The sequence below is a fragment of the Mucilaginibacter sp. Mucisp86 genome (genome assembly GCF_047324315.1).
Lineage (GTDB): Bacteria > Bacteroidota > Bacteroidia > Sphingobacteriales > Sphingobacteriaceae > Mucilaginibacter.
In genome coordinates this window covers 4,615,579-4,640,678 of the sequence record NZ_CP168503.1, presented here as the reverse complement: position 1 = coordinate 4,640,678, position 25,100 = coordinate 4,615,579, and the positions used below count along the sequence as shown (strand labels likewise).

The following is a 25,100-nucleotide window of genomic DNA, read 5'->3' as shown; positions in this document are numbered from 1 at the left end:
TAACAAACACACTCCCGGACGTCCGACTTTCGGACTTTTCGGACTAATAAAAGGCTATGACCGGAGAAGATAAAATAAGACAAGCGTTCGAGAACAAAAACTGGCAGGAAATTAAAGTTACCGACTCCTGGCAGATCTTTAAAATAATGGCCGAATTTGTTGACGGCTTTGAAAAACTGGCCAAGATAGGCCCTTGCGTATCCATCTTCGGATCAGCCCGTACACATAACGATAACAAGTACTACAAACTGGCCGAAGAAACAGCCCGCTTGCTTACCGAGCATGGCTATGGCGTAATATCGGGTGGTGGCCCAGGTATAATGGAAGCAGCCAACAAAGGTGCTTACGAAAACGGCGGTAAATCGGTAGGCTTAAACATCGAATTACCTTTTGAGCAGTTCCACAACAAATACATCGACAGGGATAAGATTATGGAGTTTGATTACTTCTTTATCCGCAAGGTTATGTTTATGAAATACTCGCAGGGCTTTATCATTTTACCCGGTGGCTTTGGCACTATGGACGAATCGTTCGAGGCCATCACCCTCATCCAAACCGGTAAAATAGCCCGCTTCCCTATCATTTTTGTTGGGGTTGAATACTGGAAGGGCCTGTTTGCCTGGGTTGAGGAAAAAATGCTGAACGAGCAACACAACATCAACCCCGACGACCTAAACCTGTACCGTGTAGTTGACACTGCCGAAGAAGCAGTTGAACACATCACCCGCTTTTACAACAAATACGTACTTAAGCCAAACTTTTAACAGGCTTCAAAATAAAAAATGCCGCTCCATCAGGGCGGCATTTTTGTTGGATATAGTTTTAGGGTTGCAATTAGCTATTTCATGCTTTGCTTAGGTGTTGCAGCAGCCTCAGCTATGGCTGGTTCTTTGGCCATATCAATCATCGTGCTCACTTCATCAACCAATCCTTCTGCCGAGCCATCGAAACCCACAACTTTAAAGCGGATGTTGCCGTTTTTATCAATAATAAACTTGGTTGGGATCCCGGTTACGCCAAATTGTGTTACCACCTTTGATTGCCTGCCATCACCGCCTTTCTCGTCTACGAGCACATTGAAGGTATATTTATTATCGGCAATAAACTTCTTTACACCATCAATATAATTATCACCGTTTTCCCAGGTATCGATAAACAGGAACTTCACATCCTGATCATCCTTATATTTATTTACGGCCATTTGCATCCCCGGGAAAGAGGCTTTACAAGGGCCACACCAGGTAGCCCAAAAATCAACTATCACAATTTTACCTTTTAAATCGACCAGCGAAACGTTGTTTCCTGCAAAGTCCTTAAGGGCAAATTTTGTAGCCGGCTGATTGATCATCTGCTTAGCCACCTCTTCCCTCTTTTTATCTTTTGCAATGCCTGTTAATCCGGTCAGATATTCATCGTAACCTGTATCATCGCCCTTTACACCAACGTAAGCTTTTTTTAATTCCTCCTTTAACGCAGGTGAAACTTTAGCCACCTTAAATGCGCTTTCAATTACATCTTTCGCTTCTGAGTATTTACCAAGCGCATTTAAAATGAGTACGTAATGCTCGTTTGTGGTAGGGTCATTATCCTTGTTGCTGGCATAAAGTTCTTTCTGATACTTAAGTGCCTCATCATATTTTTTCTCTTTATATAAAATGAATGCATAAGTATCAGCATAGATATTATAAACAATTTGGTTTTGCTTTTTTGCATCATTTACCGACATGAATGATGACACCATCGGATTTTTCATTTTTTCATTAATGATATCCAGCGTTTGCTTTGAAAGCTTTTCGGCCTGATTAAGATTCTCGCCTTTTTGCGCCCATTCATAAGCCATATTATTGTAGCTCATTGTTATGCTCATTTTGTCTTGAGTTAACGTTGCGTATTTATTAAATGCCACGGTATCACCAGCTCTTAAAAAACCGCCGGCTAACTGCCCTCTTATAAAATCTATTCTTCCGCCTTTATAGGTGCTCATTTCAGGAAATTTGGTCACATAAGCAATATAAAGCGAATCCTTTTTGTGCACGTCATGCTCACGCATCATCGCAAATTCGGCATCATTCTTCACCGATTCGCCTTTGGGGTATTTAGCTTTAATTATTTCACCCAATGAATCAGCAGATGGTTTTTGGTTTCGCCAGTTCAGGATATTGGCGGCAAGGATCAGGTCTTTTTCTACCGTGCTTTTTTCAAGCGATTTAACCTTTGCATTTAACGTGGCAGTAGTAGCGGGATCTTTTTTCTTCGCTAATATGTAATAGTAATTAAACTGATAAGGCTTCTCGGCCTGAGGATAGGCATCATACTCTTTTTTAAACAATGCCAGGCCTTCTTCAGAGTCGGTCTTTATTTTGGCAAAATTGTTACCAACACCACTTAATATATAACCTTGGGCTTCATAAGCGCCCTGAACAGGTTTTTTATCCTTATAAACTAAATAAACATATCCTTTATCGTTATTGTTATCAATATCACCGTCACTAAATATTTTTATAAAGAAAGCCTTCGCCGTGGCCGGGATAGTGAAATCACCTGACAATGAACTTCCGTCAGCTTTCAGATCGATGTCGGTTGCAGGGTTGTCCTTTCCGTTAATGTAGTAGATCTCTGCGCCGATATCCTTCTTGCCGGCAACAGGTGTCCCTGCCGGATCATAGGTGATCTTAACTTTTTCCGTTGGCGATGGATAATTATCTGATAACGTAAGATGGTTTTTTTGCGCAAATGCGCTTTGCATAACCAGCAAAGCCGGTACCAGCATGATTGATTTGTGTGGTTTCATAGGTTTAACTAATTATATAGTTGAAGTTAGTGGTAAATTATTTTAAATACAATTATTTTAACAATTATTAACCTTAATAATTTATTTTGCACCATGGACAATTCCGCCCAAAATAAACCGCAGAAGGCTTTAGGCTTTATTTTTATTACTTTACTGATTGATGTAGTTGGTTTAGGTATCATTATACCCGTACTACCCAAGCTTATTGAAAAACTGATCCACGCCGGCCTTAGTGAGGCTTCGCTTTATGCAGGTTTTTTAACGCTGGCTTATTCGGTGATGCAATTCCTGTTTTCGCCGATGATTGGGAACCTGAGCGATAAGTATGGCCGTCGCCCGGTATTGCTTTGTTCTCTGCTTGGTTTCGGTGTCGATTATTTGTTCCTTGCCTTTGCGCCATCAATAGGCTGGCTGTTTTTAGGACGGGCCATCGCAGGTATTACCGGCGCCAGCTTTACTACCGCCTCAGCCTATATTGCCGACGTAAGCACGCCTGAAAAACGCGCCCAAAACTTTGGAATGATAGGTGTTGCCTTTGGCCTTGGCTTTATCATTGGCCCGGCAATTGGCGGTGTGCTGGGTAAAATGGATGTACAATATCCGTTTTTTGCAGCTGCCGGCCTGGCATTTTTAAACGCCATTTACGGTTTCTTCATCCTGCCCGAATCATTGGATGAAGCGCATCGTCGCCCGTTTGATGCAAAAAGGGCAAACCCATTGGGGTCATTGTTGCAGCTAAAAAAATACCCTTCGGTAATGGGTTTGGCATTATCATTATTCCTGGTGTATTTTGCCGGACAAGCGGTGCAAAACGTTTGGACCTATTTCACCTTCGAAAAATTTAAATGGGGTGAGGATACCGTAGGCTATTCCCTTGCCTTTATTGGCTTAATGATAGCCCTTGTACAGGGAGGACTGATGCGTATCATACTGCCTAAACTGGGCATGGAGCGCTGTATTTGGGTTGGATTGCTGCTATATAGCATCGGCCTAATCCTGTTTGCCATGGCAACACAAGGCTGGATGATGTTTGCCTTTATGGTTCCTTACGCCCTCGGCGGCATTGCAGGTCCGGCTTTACAGGGTATTATGACCAACCAGGTACCCGCCAACGAGCAGGGCGAGTTACAAGGCGGCTTAACCAGCCTCATGAGCCTGAGCGCCATTTTTGGCCCATGGGTAATGACTACTTTATTTTATTATTTCACCAACGATAAAAGGCCTTTCTTTTTGCCCGGAGCGCCATTTATTTTAGGTGCGATACTGATGCTGATAAGCGCTTTGCTTGCCATCCGTAATTTTAAAAACGTGAAGAAAACATCGGCAAAGGATGTTGACGCTGTAGCTGCGTTGCATTAAAAGCCAAAAGCAGAATGCACAAAGCTTAAAGCTTTGCTGTTGTTGGTGTTGTTGTAATGAGTATTCGGGAGATGAAAATTATTGGGAGATTAAACAAAAGCCATGTCATTATAAGCGGAGCGCGGCAATTGCACGGAAGCATATCCGCCCTGTATAACATGCGATTGCTCGCCCGTTGTTGGTGTTGTCACCAACAACATTTTAGGCCCCCGTATTTTTATAATATCTGCCCACCATTATTAAAAGGCAGGGCGTAAAGTTGTTGGTGACAACACCACAACGGCGAGCTGCCCATCAATAACAGCACAAGTATAAATTAAATATTAAACTGTAAAACAGCCCGTAATAAAACTTTTAACTTGCTTAAACCTTTATCATTATTAATGAGCGCCAAACCTAAAAAGAAACATACCGCCGCCTTAGGGTTTATTTTCGTAACGCTTTTTATTGATGTGCTTGGTTTAGGCATCATTATCCCGGTAATGCCGTCGCTGCTCGAGAAACTGGGCAACATGGATGTGAGTACTGCGGCGCAATACAACGGCTATCTCACCTTCACTTATGCATCCATGCAGTTCCTATTTTCTTCACTTTTGGGCAACCTGAGCGACAGATATGGCCGCAGACCGGTACTGTTAGGCTCACTTATTGGATTTGGGATAGATTATATTTTTATGGCCTTTGCCCCTACGGTGGCCTGGTTATTTATCGGCCGGGCAATAGCAGGCTTTGCAGGCGCCAGCAATACTACTGCTACCGCTTACATAGCCGATATTAGTACCGGTAAAAACCGGGCGGCAAATTTTGGTTTGGTTGGAGCAGCATCCGGACTTGGATTTATCATTGGCATAGGTACAGGAAGCTTTTTAGGCGCACTGAACGTACGTTTTCCTTTTATGCTGGCAGCAGGGCTGGCTTTACTTAATGCAACCTACGGCTATTTTGTTTTACCCGAATCCTTAAATATGAAAAACCGCAGGCGCTTTGAATGGAAAAAGGCCAATCCAGTAAGTTCATTACGGAACTTATCGCGCTATCAATCGTTAACAGGGTTGATTGGTGCATTTTCATTGGTATATATTGCACAAAAGGCAGTTGAATATGTTCTATCATTTTACGTAACCGAAAAGTTTGACTGGCAGTTAAAAAGCATTGGCTTTTTAGGCTTTTTCATTGGCATTGTGCTGGTAGCGATACAGGGCGGCTTGATCAGGTTTACCATCCCAAAATTCGGGCAAGAGAAGAATATCATAGCGGGATTGCTTTTTTATACCATAGGTTTAACGCTTATTGCCTTCGCAAACCAGGGTTGGATGATGTACGTATTCATGGTTCCATATTGCCTGGGCGGCATTTCGGGGCCTTCATTACAAGGCATGATTACCAGTACGGTATCAGCTAAACAACAAGGGGAATTGCAGGGCTCATTGACCAGTATCAGCAGCTTGGCAGTGATTATCGGTCCGCTGTTAATGAGTTCGGTATTTCATTTGTTTACCCATCGTAATACATCAACCTATTTTCCGGGTGCTCCGTATATTTTAGGTGCGGTTTTAATGCTGATAGCTGTTTTCCTGGCGATCAGAAGCTTTAAGAAAGCCGGGGTGGTGGATTCGAAGGAGGTGGAAGCAGTACCATAATTCCACAACTTCAGAAGGCAAAAACAACACCCCTATTACGTCATTGTACATAATAACCAAGACGACAGCCCTGTAAAAACCAGAATTGCATATAAATAAAGATATACTGTTTCAGCTTTCACAGTTATGATGCACAGGCCAGCGTTAGGGATTGCAGCGGATACCGGCCTTGAGCATAATGCCTGCAGGCGTATGAGCGGAAAGCCCGGGCCGAAGGCAACGCCAAATTGATAACAAAAATCAAGAAAACATATCTAACAATCCACTATAGGATCCGAAGCAATCCCAAATAGGATAAATAATAAATTTTGTTATAGTAACTTCCACCGTCGCCCTCTTGGCCGGGCGGGGCCAGTTACTTTACCTTAGATGCAAAGTAACCAAACATCAAGACAAAAAAATGCTTCTGCGCACAGGCGATACTCCCTCCCCGCTTTTTTGTCGGACCAGCGCTTCTTTTTAAGGTAGGATAAGATCGTATTTAAAATCAGGCAATTGTTTAATCCAACCCACTCACACCTCCCGATATCACAAATTTCATCACATCGGCGGCACTTTTATCCATTGGTTTTACTTTATCGGCGGCAACAATAACCACCTGCCCGGCAAATGAATATGAATATGGGAAATACACAGCAACTTCGCCAGGTAAACCGATCTTTGCCAGATCTTTTTGAACCAGAAAGCCTATCTTTTTTAAACCAAACTCGTTTACTTCAACCAATACCGGCTCATTGAACTTTTTCTCCTCCCCCACAAAGGCTTCAGTTAAATCTTTTATTGAAGAATACAGGAATGCGAAGATGGGCAAACGCGCAAACCAACGCTTAAACCAGGCTTTGATAGGCTCGGTAATTACATTGGTAACCAGTACCCCCATAATCATGATAACAACCACTACGTTCAGGATCCCTAAGCCGGGTATGTATATATGTTTTCCGGTTTTATCAACCAAAAAATCGCTCAGGTTAAGTGCCTTATCAATACTTGCAACGGCCCAATACATCAGGAAAATAGCTGCGCCCACAGGCACAACCACCAACATGCCTTTTATAAAATACCTGAATAATGCCCGCGCTAACCTGTTCATTTTAAGCCGCTGATTTTACGGGTAAAAATACACTCTTTTAAATTGGTATAAAATTTAAATCATAAAGTGTGCTTGCAGCGCCTAAAGTTACTATGGCAGTCTCCTCGTGCCGACCAGTTTAGATGATCACTATAAAGCATATTATGTTTACATCGTATCACAGGTGTCGTTTGGTTAGTCTACCCAGCTATTTTAAAGTGAAACTATTTCAATAATGCGGAAAAGACTAAGTTATTTGAAATTAAAAGAAACCTTTAGTTAAAGATAATGTTTATATTACACTCCGATACTCCAAAAGACTATGCGCTTCTAAAACTACCTGTATTAGCTCAATCAAACACTTTTTGGGTTTTATACCTTTTAATCGATTTTATGAAAAAAGTTGAATTAATGCGTGAGTTGATATCTTTAATTAAACAAATCAAAAATTTAGGTAAATGGGAACATCAACAAGGGCTTGCGTTACAATGGATACATGCAAAATGGTTAAAATTATTGAAGGAATCCCCCGCCCACAGACTAACCTTAACCGATTCGTTAATGATAATCTTGAAAGAGGATGTTGCTGTTACTAAAGCAGATATCAAATGGGAAACTGCAACGAAATTTACAGCTACCCGCTACGAAAAAGCAAAAGAAAATCTGATTGCCTGTATAACCGAGCATATTAAAAACCCCGACTAAAACTAATTCGCCCGACTATTTACAAGAAATCCCACAGAGCGTTTAATCCTACTCGTAAAAATAAACCCGTTTTACCCTTTGCGAAATATTGGTTAATATTTCGTAGGGGATAGTGCCTATCTGTTTTGCCAGTTCTTCAATACGCTGGTGCTCGTCAAATATAATTACCTCGTCGCCTTCACGTACATCCAACCCGCTAACATCAAGCATACACATATCCATGGTAATATTACCTACTGTAGGTACCAGCGTACCTTTTACCAGCATTTTGCCAACACCTTTACCAAAAGCGCGAAGGTAGCCATCGGCATAGCCGATGCGGATGGTAGCTATTTTACCATCTTTTAAAAGACTGCCGCTCCGACCATAACTAACAGTATCTCCCGCTCCTATCTTTTTAACCTGGGCAACACTGGTTTTTAAGCTGGCAATAGGTTGCAAACCGGCATCTGAGGCCGGCACCGATGAATCAATTCCATACAAGCCTATCCCTAACCGAACCATATTATAATGCGCCGAAGGCCAGCGAATAATTCCGGCAGTGTTACAGATGTGCTTAATCACCTTGTAGCCCAGTGTTCGTTCTATCTCTTTAAAAGCTTTCTCAAAACGCTTGATCTGTTTTTTGGTAAACTCGTCATGCTCGGGGGCTTCGCTTGCTGCTAAATGTGAAAATACCGATTGCACACGCACATAACGGTTAGCCTCCAGCATATCACACAGGGTTTCGATCTCATAATTTTCAAAACCGAGGCGGTGCATGCCTGTATCAATTTTAAGGTGTACCGGGTAACCGACGATTCCCTGCGCCGAAGCATACCCCACAAAATCATCTAACAAACCAAAGCTATAAATTACCGGCTCAAGCTTGTATTCGGTGAGCTTATCAAATGCCGAGGCTTCGGGATTGAGCACTTTGATGGGCAGGATGATGCCGGCTTGCCGTAAAGCCACTCCTTCATCTATATAAGCCACCGCCAGGTAATCAACTTTATTGTATTGCAGCATATTGGCTACCTCAAATGTGCCACTGCCATAGCTAAATGCCTTAACCATCGCCATTACTTTTACGCCTGGTTTAAGTTTCGACTTATAGAAATTGAGGTTATTGAGTAAAGAGTTGAGGTTGATTTCCATAACCGTTTCATGCGCCTTTTGGGCTAAGGCACGGCTTATCTGCTCAAACTCAAAACTCCTTGAACCTTTTATAAGGATGGTTTCATCTTTAAAATTGAGCGCCTTTAGCTGCTGCAATAATGTGGTAGTATCGGTATAAAAATGCTGTTCAGCCACATCAAAATACGGCTGATGGCCAAGCAAAGCTTCACCAACACCAACAAACTTGTCTATCTTTTTAGTCCTGATCAAATCAGCCACCTGTTTGTACAGTACATCCTGCTGCAAGCCCGATTGATAAATATCCGACAGGATCAGTGTCTTTTTTTGATGCTGGTTTTGCTGCGATAAAAAATTAAGTGCTATTTCAAGCGATTGCAGATCGGAATTATATGAATCATCAATAACAGAACAGTTGTTTACCCCGTTTTTCAATTCCAGCCGCATGCTTACCGGGGCCAGGCGCTCAATACGTTTATCGGCCTCAACAGGGCTGTAGCCTAAAGCCAGCATAGTAGCCCAGCAGGTAATAGCATTTTCTACCGAAGCCTGATCAGTAAAAGGAACAAGGCACTCTATCTCTTTACCCTGGTAACGGGCGCGGAAATAATAATTTTTAGAGATCACTGTCTCACTGAAAACATACAGATCAGCTTCGCGGAATTTGCGGCTCCAGGTAAAAGTTTCTTTTGCCGCAATATCTTTTTCATAACCTATCAGCTGATCGTAATTATGGATTAACAGCCTGCTGTTCTTAAACAGTCCCAGCTTTTCCAGAAGTTTTTGTCCCGGCGATTCAAAGCCTTCGTCGTGCGCCGGACCCATATGGGTAAGCACCCCTATTTCGGGCTTAATAATAGCCTCCAGCTTATTCATCTCCTTTACAGTGGAGATGCCTGCTTCAAAAATACCGAGGTCGTTTCGATCATTGATTTGCCATACGGACAACGGAACACCTATTTGTGAGTTATAACTTTTAGGATTACGAACGATATTTTTATCGGCCGAAAGCAATTGGTACAGCCACTCTTTAACTATTGTTTTGCCGTTACTGCCCGTGATACCAATTACCTGTAACTTGAAACAGCTGCGGTGATAAGCTGCCAGGGTTTGCAAAGCAACCAGCGGATCGGTCACTATCAAAAAGTTAGCACCAGGCAGGTTAAACTCAGGACCATGCTCCACCACAAAATTGCGGACACCGCCGGCATAAGCTTCGGCAACAAACTCATGCCCGTTGCGCCTGCCGCTCAGGGCGAAGAATAAGCCTTCGGATGGGTTATTAATCCGGCGGCTGTCAGTAAAAAGTGCGTTGATGGCATAATCTTCAACAATGTTGCCATCGGCCTTGATGATCTTTTTTATAGCGGATATAGCGTATGAATTATTGGGCATGCTGCTAATTTGGAGATATTAAAACAAATAGAATAATTTTTAACGAATTTTGGCTTTTAAATGGATCAGCCCAAACCAATTAAAATTACCGACGAGAAAGTTGCCCTTGCCAAAGCCGAACATTTTTGCGCATACCAGGAACGTGCCCAACAGGAAGTACGCGATAAGCTTTATGAGTGGGGTTTATGGCCCGATGCTGTAGAGCACATTATAAGTCAGTTGATTGAAGGCAACTTTCTTAATGAAGAACGATTTGCAAGGATCTATGCCAAAAGTAAATTTAACCAAAAAGCCTGGGGGCGCATTAAAATTAAACAAGGTCTTAAGCTTAAACGAGTGCCTGATGTGCTGATCAAAAAAGCACTGCTCAATATTGATTTTGACGATTATCTTGCCGCATTAACCCTTTTATTGCAAAAAAAAGCCGCTACCCTAACCGAAAAGAACCAGCTTAAGCGCCGTTACAAGTTACAGCAGTATGCCATGGGCCGCGGATTTGAAGCTGAGGTGATAGCTGATATTTTGAAAAACAGCGAGTTATAAACTATTTTAAAAAAAGTTAAAATTTATCTTGCAGAGTATACAATTCTGCCTATATTTGCACTCCCGCAAACGAGATAAACAAACGGTTAACGAAAGCGAACTCGAAGCGAGGAAAATACCAACGCGAAAGTAGCTCAGTTGGTAGAGCACGACCTTGCCAAGGTCGGGGTCGCGAGTTCGAATCTCGTCTTTCGCTCAAAGCCCTTCCTGATTGAAAGAAGGGTTTTATTTTTAAAAGGTTGGACACCTGCTCAGATGGTGGAACTGGTAGACACGCAGGACTTAAAATCCTGTTCCCGTAAACGGAGTGCGGGTTCGATTCCCGCTCTGAGTACAAACGTTCGCAAGTTGCTAAACTCTTGCGAACGTTTTTCGTTTATAGTCATTTCTGATCTTCCCGTTAAAAAACCATTTAGAAATACTTGGACAAGTATTTCTGAAGTTTAAAATTTCGACCGATTTTGAGCAAATCTTTATTTGCAACAGTTATCTCAAATTTCCTAATACTTTTTGATCATAATTATAACCTACTTCATTAGGAAATTTCCCATTTAGGTCTGGAAAAATAAGTTGTAAATATTCATAATTGCGATCTTGGTAAAATTTAACTGAAGTGAGGGCGTACTCCGAAATGTCTGAATTTTTAACGTTAGTCATGCCTTCGGAAGATCTAGGTACAATCATTCGCTTATTATTTTTAACGCTGACGCTAAAACCGCACCGCAGCCTTTGCATCATTGGAGGCATCATTCCTTTTACGACAATATTGCGTATCATTAATTTGATTTCAAGACCTTGACAGCGCTCGCCCCTTTCAATCCTTGCTCTATTTCGAAAGTAACGTTATCGTTTTCTTTAATTGCAAAGGCGACGGCATTAATGTGAACAAAAACGCTTTCCTGGGTCTGCATATCTTTGATAAAACCGAATCCCTTAGATTCATTGAAGAAGGTGACCGTGCCTTTTCTTACAATTTCGCTTTCTACCTCTTCTTGTTTGAGCGTGGAGATTTGAATGTCCCGTGCAATTACTCTTTTTTGGTTACCGGGCTCCTGGGGTACAGAGGTAATGTTACCGCTCGCATCTACGTAGGCCATCATTTCTTCTAAGCCCTGGCCTTTCACTGCGTTTGTTTTACGGTCCTCGGACCGCTCTTTTTTATCCTGTTGTTTTTTGAATTTTTTCTTTTCGCGTTCTTTTTTACTAAAAGTTTCGGTTGATCTACCCATATTTTATATTAAGTGTAACAAAAAAAGCACCCTCCCAAAAGGAGGATGCTTCACAATGATGATATAGTGTATTAAGCTATTTTAACATTTACTGCGTTTGGTCCTTTACGACCTTCTTCCACGTCGTAACTAACAGCGCTGTTCTCGCGAATGTTGTCAATCAGACCTGTTGAATGAACGAAGATCTCGCTGCCACCACTGTTTGGTGTGATAAATCCGAAACCTTTTGTTTCATTAAAAAATTTTACTGTTCCTTGTTGCATTATATTGATTATTAATAAGTCCACAAGGTAGATAAAACTATTGACATATTTTCGATTTGGTAAAAATATTTAACAATTATTTAATTATGAAAAGAAAAAATGGCAATATGAGAAACATAATGTAAGGTATATGGTTGCTTATTTATACATCCTTACTAAAATTGAAAGCTATTCACGTATTAGCTTTAACATCCCAAATCAGATTAATCCGTTCAGCATCCTGAGATACTGTTGTTCATTCTTGATGTTAAGGGTAATTCATCAATTACAGATTGTTCGGTAATCATTATATTGTAATGTGCGATAATTTAATATTTGATATCGCTGAGGGGTAAAGTGATGTGTGACGTTAAATTAAATATGATAATGCTTAGAATATTTACAATCTGTTTTTGCCTGGTTCCTGCAATTACATTCGGACAGGATGCATCCAATACAATCCCTAAACAAAGCGCTGTTAAAGATACTTCCAGGCAAACCGACCTGATTGACATTGCTAAGGACCTGTTTCATATAGCGCCACAGAAACCAAGAGTACAGCGGGAAAAGAAAATATATTTTTCGATCCTTCCCATTCCGGGTTCTGTGCCGGGCGGAGCCGGCCGGGCCTTGATCACCAGTACCACCGCGGGCACTTACCTCGGCCCTCAAAGCACGACCAATCTTTCCAGCGCGACTTTTGCACCCTATTGGAATTTGCACAGTAGGTTTGGCTTACCACTCCGTTCCAGTATCTGGCTTAAGGATAATAGCTGGAATATACAAGGGGATATCCGGTTCCTGAGGTATCCGCAATATACCTGGGGTTTGGGCAGCAGAAATGACTACAGCGAAAAAACACTAATCAATTACAATTACGTTCGTTTTTATCAGAGCGCACTCAAGCGAATTACCTCCTATTTCTTTGCGGGAGGAGGTTACAATATAGATTATCGCAGCGGCATTAAAAGTGATGATCCGGCGATTGACTTAAAGCAATTCACCGGCTATAATTACGGTACCGGCGGCAGCTCGGTTTCCTCCGGAATCAATCTGGCCTTGTTATACGACACCCGGAACAATTCCATCAACCCATTGCCAGGATCCTATTTTAATGTTGTATACCGTATTAACCCTGCCTTTATGGGTAGCAATGATAGCTGGCACTCCTTGTATTTGGATTACCGGAAATATGTCCCGCTCAACCCCGCTAATAAAAACCAACAAAACACGCTGGCATTTTGGTCTTACTTCTGGACAGTGCTGGGTGGCAACACGCCCTATCTTGATTTGCCGAGCATCGGATGGGATCCTTATAACCGGTCCGGTGAAGGCATTGATCAGAACCGCTACAGGGGCAAATCGCTGTTCTATTTTGAAAGTGAATATCGCCGGGATATTACCTCCAACGGCCTCTTAGGCTTTGTTGCGTTCGCCAATGTAAATACGGTTAGTGGTTCAGGCACTTTCTTAAAATCATGGCACCCGGCTGCAGGAACAGGATTAAGGGTAAAATTCAATAAAGGCTCTAATACCAATATCGGTATTGATTATGCTTTCAGTAGAGGCTACAGCGCGGTTATATTGAATATCGGCGAATCATTTTAACAATTTCATCTATTGTCTTCATTCTTAAATTTGTTTTATAAACTTACTATGCTGACTTTAAATGGATGAATTTGTGATCCCCGGTTATAAGTTGCCAAGACGGATTCCTAGTGGCAAAGTACAGTGACAAATCGGAGATAAACGGTAAAAACCTGTAACTACATTATTTTCGTTGAAGTCATTAGATACCAATCAATTCTGGAAAATGATTTACTTAAATCTGTAAAATCAGTTCCTGCCTATTTTCTAACCTTTTTTGGGACTATCTGTTCGGGATAGTAAGTAATTTATGACAAAAATCATGCAGATTAATGGTCCATTATGTTTCCAAATCGCGATTAGCTGTTATTTACCAGTCTTCCCCCACTAATTAATGGGACAAGCTGAACATATTAACTAGCTCGAGACAATCTTTTCACGGTTACATGCGTCCATAAAATTTGCTATGACTCTTTTTTGTCCCTCTAACGATGGCAGCAATAATAACCTTTCAATCTGCTTTCAGGTATGGGCAACACACTGATGGGTGCAGTTCTTCAGGTTGTCCCGAAGTTGCGGAACAATTCCCTCGTCGGGTAACTTCTCTGCATTTTTTACAAGTGCCGGCTCTGAGTCGGCACTTGTAAAATGTTCCTTTTACCGATGAAGAATAATTCATGTGTTATCGTTTTCCGACTGATTTTAATTAACTCGATTCGCGATAAACTTGTAAATAATAACTAACTAAGAAGCCCAATTAAATTATTGAGGCAAATATTTAACCTAGCATGCTTCATTTATCGTTTAACAGAGAGAAAGATATCTTCATCACATCTAACCAAATCTGCCGGCGAAGTTTCAAGAACATTCGCTATCTCAATTAGCCTTTTAAGTGTAAGTTTCACGTTTCCAAGTTCTATTTTACTGAAAGTGTTTTGAGAAATTTTCATCTTATAAGCTACATACAACTGGCTGTAATTTTTAGCTATCCTAATATTTTTTATCCGGGCTGCAACAAGCTCCTCAGTAACCATAACAATACGTAAGTGCAGATATATTTACGTTCTCCCTGCGGATTTGGTTTTGTATGGTTACCTCAACAATCAAAAAGAAGGTCATTAAGAAAATTCTTATATCCAGGCGCGGCTATGTATCATCCGTTGCTCAGGTGCTAAGGTAAATTTATCCATGCCAAGGCGATGAATTTTGAAAAGTCGCTACTATTTTTACTTTTTGAAACGGACACTGACGGTTGCCGGTTAATTAAAAATGCCTTCACTCACTTTGGACATTGGTTGGTGCGAACAGAACGCTGCAGCCTATTATACGGAATGACCAATTTCTCAGCATAATAGTGTTTTTAGTTATCGCTTACAGTGACGTATATACTCGTTATTGCTGCCCAAAAAAGTTTCCGTTAATCTGATCCTCGAATATGCTCCCAAATCAGGTAAGGGCGGCAGGAAATTTATTCTTAAAGGCTTCCGGGGGCACCTGAAGTGAAAGACTGTAGTTAATAATATAAATTACGGGGAGAAATGACCTTCGACTGCAAGCAGCCAAGATATACAGACTGCATAGCAGGCGAATTATTACAGGTATTTTTTTTTTAATAAGCCGGCTCTGGGTGGACCGGCTTATAATACCTTTGATTAAACCACGGTCGTATCCCTACGTAGGATTCCCAGCACCAATGAAATTACTGCAATAATTAATAATATGTGAATTAGTTTAACAAACACGCAAAGAGACGAAGAAGATGACGAATAAAATTAAATCTGAAAAATAATCACTAAATAAGAAAGAAGAAGTCGAAAGACGTGTTTCATAATGTTTTCGGAAAAGGTAATTTAAAACCTTTCTGAATTAATACAAAAATATACTATTTACGAAAATATAGTATATAATTGAATTATATTTGACTTAAGAATTCAAATTAACCTGTTTCCTTAAATACCAAATGTTAAAGCCAAATCATATTGATCACACTATTCCTGGAAAAAAATCTTCTGTCGCTGTGATAGGTTCCGGATTTTCCGGCCTGAGTGCAGCTGCCTATTTAGCCAAAGCAGGACACCGCGTCAATGTTTATGAAAAAAACATTGAAATAGGAGGCCGCTCCCGTCAAATGGTTGAGGAAGGTTACACGTTTGATATGGGTCCGAGCTGGTACTGGATGCCGGAAGTGTTTGAGAACTTCTTCAATGATTTCGGTTATAAAGCGTCCGATTTTTATGAATTGAAACAACTTGATCCCGGGTTCACTATTGTCTTCGGAAAAAGCGATGTGTTAAATGTACCTGCGGACTACGCTGCTTTAGAGACGCTGTTTGAATCGATAGAGCCCGGAAGTTCCATCCAGCTTAAACTTTTCTTAGAAGAAGCAGCCTATAAATATCGCACAGGCATGAATAAGCTGGTACACAAACCCGGATTGTCTTTATTGGAATTTGCCGACTGGGATCTTATTAAAGGCGCATTTAAGCTACAGGTATTCAACTCTTTCGCCAAACATGTACGGCGGTTTTTCAAGGATCCGCGCTTAATCACCCTGATGGAATTTCCGGTGCTTTTTTTGGGCGCGATGCCGGAAGATACCCCGGCCTTATACAGCCTGATGAATTATGCGGGGCTTAAACTTGGCACCTGGTACCCTAAAGGTGGATTTGGTAAAGTCATCGAAGCGATGCAAAAAGTATGCGAAGCGCAGGGAGTTGTTTTTCATACCAATTCACCGGTAAGCCATCTGCAGGTTGCGAAGCAAAAGATCAAAAAGGCAGGCAGCAAACATGGCGAGAGCGATTACGATGGCGTTATTGCATCGGCAGACTATCATCATGTGGAGCAACAATTACTTGATGAAGCCAACAGGAACTATAGTGCCGACTACTGGGAAAAAAGGATAATGGCTCCTTCGAGCCTGATCTTCTTTTTAGGTGTAAATCTTAAGATCGAAAAACTGGAACACCACACTTTGTTTTTTGATGCGGATTTAAAGCTGCATGCGACAGAAATTTACAAAGACCCAAAATGGCCGACAAAACCGCTTTTTTATGTTTGCTGCCCCTCAAAATCAGACGATAGTGTAGCCCCCGACGGACATGAAAATCTATTCATCCTCATGCCGCTTGCACCGGGTATAGCAGATACCGAAGCATTGAGAACGGAATATTTCGGGTTAATTATGGAACGTTTGGAAGATTATACTGGTGTATCGATCAGAACCGCGCTTGACTATAAGAAAAGCTACTGTGTAAAAGATTTCAAGACAGATTACAATTCCTTTAAAGGGAATGCTTACGGCCTGGCCAACACATTAATGCAAACCGCGCACCTTAAACCTTCCATCAAAAATAAAAAGGTAAAGAATCTTTTTTATGCCGGGCAACTTACCGTTCCAGGGCCGGGAGTACCACCTTCAATTATTTCGGGTAAGGTTTCCGCTCAATTGCTAATACAATATCTTAACCATAAATGAAAGAACGATTTGATATCTTATCTGCTACGTGCAGCAGGGAAACAACCCGGCTTTACAGTACCAGCTTCTCCCTAGGGATATTATTTCTTAACAAGGAGGTACGTCATCCCATACACGCGATTTACGGCTTTGTAAGATTAGCCGACGAAATCGTGGACAGTTTCCATAATTATCCAAAATCACTTATGCTGGCAGAGTTAAAAGCTGACACCTTTACCGCTATTGAGCGTGGCATCAGTATTAACCCGGTAATTAATTCATTTCAACAGGTTGTCAACCAATTCAAAATCAATCACAACCTGATCATGCAGTTTTTGAACAGTATGGAGATGGACCTTGGTGAACAATCTTATAATGCAGAAAAATACCAGCAATATATAATGGGTTCTGCCCAGGTAGTCGGACTGATGTGCCTGCACGTATTCACCAATGGCAACCAAGCCGAATTTGAGCGCTTGAGAATCCCTGCGATGAAATTGGGATCGGCTTTTCAAAAAGTGAATTTTCTCAGGGATGTAAACGCTGACTATGAGCAACTGAATCGCACCTACTTTCCGGATGTTGACCTGTCTGCATTTTCAGACGAGAACAAGCGTGCTATAGAACAGGATATTCTTTCAGAACTTAACGAAGCCCTGGAAGGGATCAGGGAGTTGCCACGTTCCTGCCGCAAGGGTGTTTACCTGGCTTACGTTTATTATAAGAAACTATTCGGGAAGATAGCAAAAGTACCGGCCGAAAAAGTAATGTCGGAAAGGATACGGGTATCAAACGGGCACAAGTTTTATTTAATGTTTGATTCACTGGTAAGGTACAAGTTGAATGTGCTTTAATCCATGATGAATGATCTGGTAACCTAAATAAATAACAATTGGAAGGTAACATAATTATAGTTGATACAGCCGGTAACGCTATTGGTGAAATAGATAAGATGGAGGCTCACATATCGGGAACGCTGCATCGCGCCTTCTCCGTTTTTGTATTCAACAGCAAAGGTCAGTTGCTGCTTCAGCAAAGAGCGTTGGATAAATACCATTCCGGCGGACTTTGGACTAACACGTGCTGCAGTCATCCGCGTGCAGATGAATTTACGCCGGATGCCGCTCATAGGCGTTTGCGGGAAGAAATGAGAATGGATTGTGAACTGACCGAGTTATTTCAGTTCAGCTATCGTCATGAATTTGCGAACGGGTTAATCGAAAATGAATACGACCATGTTTTTATGGGCATTAGTGATGAGTTACCGTTGCCCAATCCTGCAGAAGTGGCAGGTTTCAGGTATATAGATACCGATCTGTTGATTTTTGAATTATTGGAACAGCCCGAGCAATATACAGCCTGGTTTAAAATATGCCTGGAAAAAGTATTGGAAATCTATCGTCAAATTATTTAAAATGAAATTGCTCATTAACATTGCGATTATATTATCTTCATTTTCAGGAATGGAAGGTGTGGCGTGGCTAACCCACAAATATGTGATGCATGGTATTTTCTGGCCGCTGCACCGTGATCACCACCTGAAAGAACATTACGGCTTTCTGGAACGTAATGACTTGTTCTTCCTGATCTTCGCGCTTCCAGGCATTGCCTGTCTTGCAGCAGGAACACTATATCGTTTGCCGGTATGCACTTGTATCGGCATAGGCATCACGCTTTATGGCGCTTGTTACTTTTTTGTACACGACCTGTTTATCCATCAGCGCATAAAAGTGCTGCGTAATTCAGAGAACCGTTACCTGAAAGCCATCCGCCGGGCGCATAAAATGCACCATAAGCATACGGGTAAATATGACGGCGAAAGCTTTGGTATGTTATGGGTATCCTGGAAATATTTCCGTAACACTTCAAAAAACAACCCGGCATGAGATTTATCTATCTGCTGATCGATCTTTTTTCGGTGCTGGTGCCCTTTCTTTTTTCATTTCACCCCAGCCTGAAATTTTATAAAAACTGGCGTTCACTTTTCCCGGCAATGTTCATAACAGGGGCAGTATTTATTTCCTGGGATATGTATTTCACTCACTTAAAAATATGGGGATTTAATCCTGTTTACCTCATAGGCATCTACATGGGTAACTTGCCTGTCGAAGAAGTGTTGTTCTTTTTTTGTATCCCTTACTCATGCGTGTTCACTTATGCTTGCTTAAATGCAATGCTCAAAAAAAACATATTTGCCCGTTATCAGATTAACATTAGTTCATTACTAATAGCCTTTTCTTTATTTATGGCAATCTGGTCTCATAAACAACATTACACGTGTTACACTTTCGCTGCTTTAGCTATCTTACTTTTTACCGCGCAGTTTATTTTAAAAGCAAGCTGGCTGTCAATGTTTTATAATACTTACTTGCTATTATTACTTCCTTTTCTCATTGTGAATGGTTTGCTGACTGGCACGGGCCTGGAAAACCCGGTAGTTTGGTACAACCCGGCACATATTATAGGCTTACGTATTTTGACCATTCCCGTTGAGGATATCTTTTATGGAATGGACTTGATCATACTAAATGTAATGATCTATACAGGTTTAAGCGCGAGGTTTTACCCTTGGTTTAAAAATCAGAGAAAGGCGATAAATAGCAAAAGCTCTTTAACTTATGTTAAAACAATTTCATGATAAAAAACGAAATATTGAATGACTTAACTTTAGCGCGGGTGGTAACCGATCTGGAGCAGGATCATTATAATGCTGCCTTTGACACACCTCTCCGTCCTGACGCTTTTGAACTGGACGATGATACCAAAATGGAACTGATTGCCAAACATTTTACAGCGATCATGGAAACTTTGGGGATGGATCTGGAAGATGACAGTTTGAAAGACACGCCTAAGCGGGTGGCTAAAATGTACGTGAAGGAGATCTTCAGCGGCTTGAACCCTGCTAATAAACCCAAACCCACCTTATTCAAAAATCCATTCAACTATAACCAGATGCTGGTGGAACGGAATATTGCTGTATTTAGTAACTGTGAGCACCACTTTGTACCTATTGTAGGTAAAGCCCACGTTGCCTATATCAGTAACGGGCAGGTGATCGGTTTATCAAAGCTTAACAGGATTGTTCAGTATTGTTCGCAAAGACCGCAGGTGCAGGAAAGACTCACCATGCAGATAGCCAATATGCTCAAAGAAGCATTGGGCACGGAAGATGTAGCGGTTATCATAGACGCGCACCATCATTGCGTATCCAGCCGTGGCATTCGGGACGCAGGCAGCACCACGCTTACAGGTGAATACAGCGGGCAGTTTTTAAATATCGAAACTAAGAATGAATTTTTAAGGTATATCGGATCATGAATTTCAACGGAAAAAATATCCTGGTAGTCGGCGGCAGTTCCGGCATCGGCCTGTCGCTGATTAAATTGCTTCATCAGCAGCAAGCCAATATTTATACGATATCAAGATCGGCATCAGCCGAGTGGCCGGAAGATATACATTTTTTAAAAGCCGACGTTTTAGAAAATTTGGATGTGGTAGAAATGTACCTTCCTGAGCAATTGCATGGCCTGGTTTATTCGGTTGGAAGCATCACCCTGAAACCGTACAACAGGTTGACTGCCGAAGACTTTTTGAAGGATTTCCATCTGAATGTTTTAGGTGCAGCACGAATGATCCAGCAAGCTATTAAGCCTATAAAAAATGCCGCCGGTTCATCTATCGTGTTGATCAGCTCTGTCGCTGCCAAAACAGGCATGCCTTACCATGCAAGTATAGCAGCGGCAAAAGGTGCAGTTGAAGGTATGGCTCTTTCTTTAGCAGCAGAGCTTGCTATCCAGCAGATCAGGGTTAACGTGGTGGCGCCCTCATTAACAGATACGCCGCTCGCTCAAACGCTGTTGAGCACACCTGAAAAAAGGGAAGCCGCTGCTAAACGTCATCCCTTAGGAAAAACTGGTCGCCCCGAAGATATCAGCAGACTTATTGCATTCCTATTATCGGACCATAGCAACTGGATGACAGGGCAGGTTATTGGCTTAGATGGCGGCTTAGGTAAATTGAAAACAAGTTGATATGCAGCATATAAAAAGCGAACAGATCTATCAACTGGAAAAGCGATACCGTACAAGCCTAATCAATAGCCTAATAGGCTACCGCGCGCTCAATCTTCTGGGCACAAGCAGCAGAGATGGTATCTCCAACCTGTGTATCATCAGTTCTGTTTTCCATTTGGGTGCCAACCCGCCGCTCATTGGGATGGTTATCCGACCAGAACGTGAGCACAATGACACCCTGCGCAACATAAGGTCAACAGGCCAATATACCCTTAATAACGTATTGCCTGACTGGTATAAACAGGCACACCAAACCAGTGCCAGTTATCCTTCCGGCGTTTCAGAATTTGACACCTGCCATTTCAAAAAGCATTATTTAAAAGATTTCAAAGCACCTTTTGTTGCAGCATCCAACATAAGGACGGGACTCGAACTGCGTGAGATGATCGAGTTGGAAGTTAATGGAACAACGATTGTAATCGGTGAAATCCTACACATACTAACAGAAGATAGCCTGATCGGGCCAGATGGAACGATAGATCACGGTAAAGCAGAAACCATTACGGTAGCCGGGTTGGATACTTATTATCTGCCGAAAGCTGTCGGAAAACTTGCATATGCCAAGCCTGGCGTTGAGCCGCACTTATCAGGCACTAACATTAAACCAAATGCTGAGCAATGAAAAAAGATGCTGAAGTGATCATAATCGGCGCAGGTATCGCAGGTTTAACGGCCGCCAAAATATTGAAGGCTGCCGGAAAATCTGTACTCCTACTGGAAGCCTCTGATGGCGTGGGTGGCCGGGTACGGACAGATGAAATCGAGGGTTTCCTGCTTGACCGTGGGTTCCAGGTTTTTTTAACGGCTTATCCCGAGGCCAAAAACTTATTAGACTATAAGGCGCTGGAACTTTGCAAATTCGATCCTGGCGCAATTATTATGAACAGGGATGGTATCACTACTTTAGGTGATCCAGCCAGGCAGCCAGGTTCGTTAGTGAGCACTTTGTTGTCTTCAGCCGCTACATTTACTGATAAATTACGCATGCTCCGGTTAAAACTAAAATTGGCTGGTAAAAGTATAGATGAGATATTTTCAGAACCGGAGATCACCACTACAGAATACCTGAAAAAGGAAGGTTTTAGCGGAACGATCATGAACCAGTTTTTCCGGCCTTTTATGACAGGAATATTTCTCGAAGGCAGGCTAAGTACTTCCAGCAGAATGTTTGAGTTTGTTTTTAAAATGTTTAGCGAAGGCAATGCTGCTGTCCCATCCAAAGGAATGGGCATGATACCTAAACAACTTGCCGAATGCCTTTCTTCACAGGAACTGCTGTTTCATCAAAATGTATCAGCAGTTAATGGCGGCTCGGTGACAACAACAGATGGGGTTGTATATCAGGCTAACTATGTTTTGATCGCTACCGATCCTCTACATTCCCCCATAGGTAATAGAAATTCGAAAATTGAACACCACTCCGTTAGCAATATGTATTTCACCGCTAAAAAAAGACCGTTTGAAAAGCCTCTTATAGCTTTAAATACATTACCGGGAAAAATCGTAAATAACATAGCGGTAATGGATCGTATTTCCACTCGGTATTCTAAAAACGGTGATACTTTAATTTCACTGTCGCTGATCGGGGATCATTCTAAAGCCAACCAAAACGAACTCCGGGAAAATGTGGTTAACGAATTGAAATTCTGGTATCCCGAAGCCGTCAGCTGGAAGCATTTAAAAACCTACCATATTGATTATGCACTGCCCAATGACGACCACATAACTAATGAACCTGATTATACAACCATGTCGGTAAATGCCCAATGCTTCACCTGTGGTGATTATTTGATGAATGGCTCGATTAATGCGGCTATGAAAAGTGGCAGGCTGGCTGCAGAGGCCATGATAAATACCATGTGTTAATGCTGAATCATAATTTATATAGCAATGAACTTTTAGACCGTAAACGGCTGCTCGGCGACGCGCAGGCGGATGAATTTATACGTTATGTTTTTAGCGATCCGGCAAAGAAAAAGCAATTACAGGACTGGATGAGTGGCGCTTCTGGTACTTTACACTTGAATTTAATACAAGATACCTTTCCGGGTTTTGCCTTTATTGATAAAGCTACGGAACTGCCCACATGGGCACAGCCACGGCTGATGAAAACCGGCGCTGTTTTCTTTGCCCAGCATTCAGAGATCATTATGAGTTTACTCGGGTTGTTATCATTACCCTATTGTTATAACGCAGCCAATGGCGCAATGGTGCTATACTTGTCAGAACTGATCCGCAAGCAAACCACCAAAAGGCTTTTTGATACCGCTGTTTTTGTTTGGGAAGTAATGGGGCCGGATGCTTTCAGTAAAAACGGAAGCGCTTTTGAAGAAATTTTAAAAGTGAGGATAATGCATGCGGCCGTTCGTTACTACACGCTGCAAAGCGGAAAATGGAACGATAGCTGGGGATTGCCCATTAACCAGGAAGACATGGCCGGAACAAACCTGTCATTTTCGCTGATCGTAATTCGCGGGTTACGAATGCTCGGTTACAGCGTAAGCCAGGAAGATCAGGTAGCGTTTATGCATATCTGGGCAGTGGTAGGTTACTTGTCCGGATTAGATGAAGACCTGATCCCTGAAAATTCCAAAATGGCTCAGCAATTGAATATTATAATTAAACGAAGGCAATTCTCTGTTTCCGTCCATGGACGGGAATTGGCACAATCCCTGACCAATCATATTCTCTCGGTTAATAAAAGCAGCGCTACGGCCAATGACATATTGGGTTTAATGCGATACCTCCTCGGTAAAGAGGTAGCAGACATGCTTGCCATCAATGCACCTGAACTGCCCCTATACAAACTCAAGCTGATCAAAACACTCAACCTGCTTAAAAGCCTCAAACCGCATGGTGACGCAAAAAAAAATTACCGAACAGCATACGCTGCGTTCAAAACACAAAAACCGGAACTCATTAAAAGAGGCTAAATTTGAACTATGAACTGATACGCTTAAATTTACCGACGCATGAAATCATACCAACTTATTCATCAACTGATCAATCTTGTGGCCGAAATGGAAGAAGAGAACCAGGGACGGGAAGCATCGATACAGGATTTTACAGGTTTTCTGCTGAATAAAGTTGCTGGGCCCTCCGGCCGCAATCATAGCAGTGAGGTCAGGTTTGGCGACAACGACAACGCCGCTTTGGACATCGCCTATCAACTCGATAATAATATCGGACGCCTATTTGTCTTCATGAGCCGCTACGCGAAATCTTATATAAAAAAAGCACTGGAAGGCACGCCCCTGCAAACCGCCGAGGATTTTACCGCCCTTGCGATCCTTTTAACGCATACCCACTTGTCAAAAAGTGAACTGATCAGCTATAATCTACAGGAAAAAACATCGGGTACGGAGGTGCTCAGACGTTTGATCGCCCACGGTTTGGTAAGACAATGGGACGATGAAAAGGATAAAAGAAGTAAACATATTGCCATTACGGATAAGGGGAAAATACTATTATTTCAGATATTCGAACATACCAGCTATGTGGGTACGATCATCACCGGCAGATTAACTATCAGTGAGAAATTCACGTTACAATATCTTTTACAAAAGCTGGAAAACTTTCATTTGGAACACTACGAAAAGAAGACCATAATTAATAAGGAAGACCTTAAAAAGATAGCAGCGGAAATTACACCTGAACAATGAACTTCTGAGCGTAAACACCGCAGATACAATCCTGTCATTAAAAAGGTCGGTGAAGAGCGAAAAATCTGAATACTTTTTTCAGCGTTCGCATAACCGCCATTAGCTGAACCTCCTGATATTAGTAACCTGTGATGCGTTGGTTTCCGAGATTGCGATCGTGCCAGCGTATCCTCAAACTTGACCAGCGATCCCGGCTAAATGACTTCTGTGTCTAAAGAAGCGAGCTGCACAT

24 protein-coding genes and 2 tRNA genes are annotated in these 25,100 nt (G+C 41.9%); 19 read left to right on the top strand and 7 right to left on the bottom strand.

Going from position 1 to position 25,100, the window contains the following annotated elements; translation table 11 throughout:
- The first annotated feature begins 56 nt into the window (after window positions 1–56).
- On the top strand, window positions 57–764 hold the full coding sequence (locus ACEN9X_RS19745) for a TIGR00730 family Rossman fold protein (protein ID WP_413666759.1): 708 nt from the start codon (window positions 57–59) through the stop codon (window positions 762–764).
- A 74-nt stretch (window positions 765–838) separates the two neighbouring features.
- Here the strand turns inward: ACEN9X_RS19745 and ACEN9X_RS19740 are convergent, their stop codons facing one another.
- Entirely contained in the window at window positions 839–2,791 is a 1,953-nt protein-coding gene (locus tag ACEN9X_RS19740; RefSeq protein WP_413666758.1) for a redoxin domain-containing protein, read from the bottom strand.
- Window positions 2,792–2,884: 93 nt separating this feature from the next.
- Between ACEN9X_RS19740 and ACEN9X_RS19735 the strand changes: the two genes are divergently transcribed.
- Complete coding sequence (locus ACEN9X_RS19735; RefSeq protein WP_413666757.1) at window positions 2,885–4,150, top strand: TCR/Tet family MFS transporter; 1,266 nt, start codon at window positions 2,885–2,887, stop codon at window positions 4,148–4,150.
- Between the two features lie 383 nt (window positions 4,151–4,533).
- A complete protein-coding gene (locus ACEN9X_RS19730; RefSeq protein ID WP_413666756.1) occupies window positions 4,534–5,790 on the top strand; it encodes a TCR/Tet family MFS transporter in 1,257 nt (418 codons plus the stop codon).
- 499 nt (window positions 5,791–6,289) lie between these two features.
- Here the strand turns inward: ACEN9X_RS19730 and ACEN9X_RS19725 are convergent, their stop codons facing one another.
- Entirely contained in the window at window positions 6,290–6,880 is a 591-nt protein-coding gene (locus tag ACEN9X_RS19725; protein ID WP_413666755.1) for a DUF502 domain-containing protein, read from the bottom strand.
- Between the two features lie 372 nt (window positions 6,881–7,252).
- On the opposite strand from ACEN9X_RS19725, the gene ACEN9X_RS19720 reads away from it, so the two are divergent.
- Window positions 7,253–7,564, top strand: coding sequence for a hypothetical protein (locus ACEN9X_RS19720; RefSeq protein WP_413666754.1), 312 nt, complete (start codon window positions 7,253–7,255; stop codon window positions 7,562–7,564).
- A gap of 48 nt (window positions 7,565–7,612) precedes the next feature.
- Here ACEN9X_RS19720 and ACEN9X_RS19715 read toward each other — a convergent pair whose 3' ends face one another.
- Complete coding sequence (locus tag ACEN9X_RS19715) at window positions 7,613–10,075, bottom strand: bifunctional UDP-N-acetylmuramoyl-tripeptide:D-alanyl-D-alanine ligase/alanine racemase (RefSeq protein ID WP_413666753.1); 2,463 nt, start codon at window positions 10,073–10,075, stop codon at window positions 7,613–7,615.
- 60 nt (window positions 10,076–10,135) lie between these two features.
- On the opposite strand from ACEN9X_RS19715, the gene ACEN9X_RS19710 reads away from it, so the two are divergent.
- The 3 genes from ACEN9X_RS19710 (at window position 10,136) to ACEN9X_RS19700 (ending at window position 10,952) form a co-directional block, all read left to right on the top strand.
- Window positions 10,136–10,618 carry a regulatory protein RecX gene (locus ACEN9X_RS19710; RefSeq protein WP_413666752.1) on the top strand — a complete coding sequence of 161 codons (483 nt, stop codon included), beginning with the start codon at window positions 10,136–10,138 and terminating at the stop codon, window positions 10,616–10,618.
- A gap of 123 nt (window positions 10,619–10,741) precedes the next feature.
- A tRNA-Gly gene (locus ACEN9X_RS19705) sits at window positions 10,742–10,814 on the top strand.
- A 53-nt stretch (window positions 10,815–10,867) separates the two neighbouring features.
- Window positions 10,868–10,952 (top strand) — tRNA-Leu (locus tag ACEN9X_RS19700).
- A 152-nt stretch (window positions 10,953–11,104) separates the two neighbouring features.
- Here ACEN9X_RS19700 and ACEN9X_RS19695 read toward each other — a convergent pair.
- From ACEN9X_RS19695 to ACEN9X_RS19685, 3 genes are all read right to left on the bottom strand, one after another.
- Entirely contained in the window at window positions 11,105–11,395 is a 291-nt protein-coding gene (locus ACEN9X_RS19695) for a DUF4262 domain-containing protein (protein ID WP_413666751.1), read from the bottom strand.
- Window positions 11,395–11,847, bottom strand: a complete 453-nt coding sequence (locus ACEN9X_RS19690; RefSeq protein ID WP_413666750.1) for a cold-shock protein — start codon at window positions 11,845–11,847, stop codon at window positions 11,395–11,397. Before ACEN9X_RS19690 ends, ACEN9X_RS19695 begins: the two co-directional genes overlap by 1 nt.
- 71 nt (window positions 11,848–11,918) lie before the next feature.
- Window positions 11,919–12,110 (bottom strand): cold-shock protein, encoded by a 192-nt coding sequence (locus ACEN9X_RS19685; RefSeq protein WP_413666749.1) that lies wholly within the window; start codon window positions 12,108–12,110, stop codon window positions 11,919–11,921.
- 366 nt (window positions 12,111–12,476) lie between these two features.
- On the opposite strand from ACEN9X_RS19685, the gene ACEN9X_RS19680 reads away from it, so the two are divergent.
- A complete protein-coding gene (locus ACEN9X_RS19680; protein ID WP_413666748.1) occupies window positions 12,477–13,697 on the top strand; it encodes a BamA/TamA family outer membrane protein in 1,221 nt (406 codons plus the stop codon).
- 776 nt (window positions 13,698–14,473) lie between these two features.
- Here the strand turns inward: ACEN9X_RS19680 and ACEN9X_RS19675 are convergent.
- Window positions 14,474–14,710 carry a helix-turn-helix domain-containing protein gene (locus tag ACEN9X_RS19675; RefSeq protein WP_413666747.1) on the bottom strand — a complete coding sequence of 79 codons (237 nt, stop codon included), beginning with the start codon at window positions 14,708–14,710 and terminating at the stop codon, window positions 14,474–14,476.
- 926 nt (window positions 14,711–15,636) lie between these two features.
- Here ACEN9X_RS19675 and ACEN9X_RS19670 point away from each other — a divergent pair.
- Genes ACEN9X_RS19670 through ACEN9X_RS19620 form a run of 11 tightly spaced genes read left to right on the top strand, consistent with a single transcriptional unit; the run spans window position 15,637 to window position 24,868 of the window.
- Window positions 15,637–17,154: a phytoene desaturase family protein gene (locus ACEN9X_RS19670; RefSeq protein WP_413666746.1), complete on the top strand. Its 1,518-nt coding sequence runs from the start codon at window positions 15,637–15,639 to the stop codon at window positions 17,152–17,154.
- The gene (locus ACEN9X_RS19665) at window positions 17,151–17,987 is read left to right on the top strand and encodes a phytoene/squalene synthase family protein (RefSeq protein ID WP_413666745.1); all 837 of its coding nucleotides are present in this window, start codon (window positions 17,151–17,153) and stop codon (window positions 17,985–17,987) included. Before ACEN9X_RS19670 ends, ACEN9X_RS19665 begins: the two co-directional genes overlap by 4 nt.
- Window positions 17,988–18,025: 38 nt before the next feature.
- Window positions 18,026–18,547 (top strand): isopentenyl-diphosphate Delta-isomerase, encoded by a 522-nt coding sequence (gene idi, locus ACEN9X_RS19660; RefSeq protein WP_413666744.1) that lies wholly within the window; start codon window positions 18,026–18,028, stop codon window positions 18,545–18,547.
- Between the two features lies 1 nt (window position 18,548).
- On the top strand, window positions 18,549–19,019 hold the full coding sequence (locus ACEN9X_RS19655; RefSeq protein ID WP_413666743.1) for a sterol desaturase family protein: 471 nt from the start codon (window positions 18,549–18,551) through the stop codon (window positions 19,017–19,019).
- Window positions 19,016–19,771 carry a lycopene cyclase domain-containing protein gene (locus ACEN9X_RS19650; RefSeq protein WP_413666742.1) on the top strand — a complete coding sequence of 252 codons (756 nt, stop codon included), beginning with the start codon at window positions 19,016–19,018 and terminating at the stop codon, window positions 19,769–19,771. Before ACEN9X_RS19655 ends, ACEN9X_RS19650 begins: the two co-directional genes overlap by 4 nt.
- Window positions 19,768–20,451: a GTP cyclohydrolase I FolE gene (gene folE, locus ACEN9X_RS19645; RefSeq protein WP_413666741.1), complete on the top strand. Its 684-nt coding sequence runs from the start codon at window positions 19,768–19,770 to the stop codon at window positions 20,449–20,451. The genes ACEN9X_RS19650 and folE overlap by 4 nt, the downstream gene beginning before the upstream one ends.
- On the top strand, window positions 20,448–21,164 hold the full coding sequence (locus ACEN9X_RS19640) for an SDR family NAD(P)-dependent oxidoreductase (RefSeq protein WP_413666740.1): 717 nt from the start codon (window positions 20,448–20,450) through the stop codon (window positions 21,162–21,164). The genes folE and ACEN9X_RS19640 overlap by 4 nt, the downstream gene beginning before the upstream one ends.
- A 1-nt stretch (window position 21,165) precedes the next feature.
- Window positions 21,166–21,828: a flavin reductase family protein gene (locus ACEN9X_RS19635; RefSeq protein WP_413666739.1), complete on the top strand. Its 663-nt coding sequence runs from the start codon at window positions 21,166–21,168 to the stop codon at window positions 21,826–21,828.
- Window positions 21,825–23,072: an NAD(P)/FAD-dependent oxidoreductase gene (locus tag ACEN9X_RS19630; protein WP_413666738.1), complete on the top strand. Its 1,248-nt coding sequence runs from the start codon at window positions 21,825–21,827 to the stop codon at window positions 23,070–23,072. Before ACEN9X_RS19635 ends, ACEN9X_RS19630 begins: the two co-directional genes overlap by 4 nt.
- On the top strand, window positions 23,072–24,139 hold the full coding sequence (locus tag ACEN9X_RS19625) for an oxygenase MpaB family protein (protein ID WP_413666737.1): 1,068 nt from the start codon (window positions 23,072–23,074) through the stop codon (window positions 24,137–24,139). Before ACEN9X_RS19630 ends, ACEN9X_RS19625 begins: the two co-directional genes overlap by 1 nt.
- Window positions 24,140–24,178: 39 nt before the next feature.
- Window positions 24,179–24,868, top strand: a complete 690-nt coding sequence (locus ACEN9X_RS19620; RefSeq protein WP_413666736.1) for a MarR family winged helix-turn-helix transcriptional regulator — start codon at window positions 24,179–24,181, stop codon at window positions 24,866–24,868.
- The last annotated feature ends 232 nt before the right edge of the window (window positions 24,869–25,100 follow it).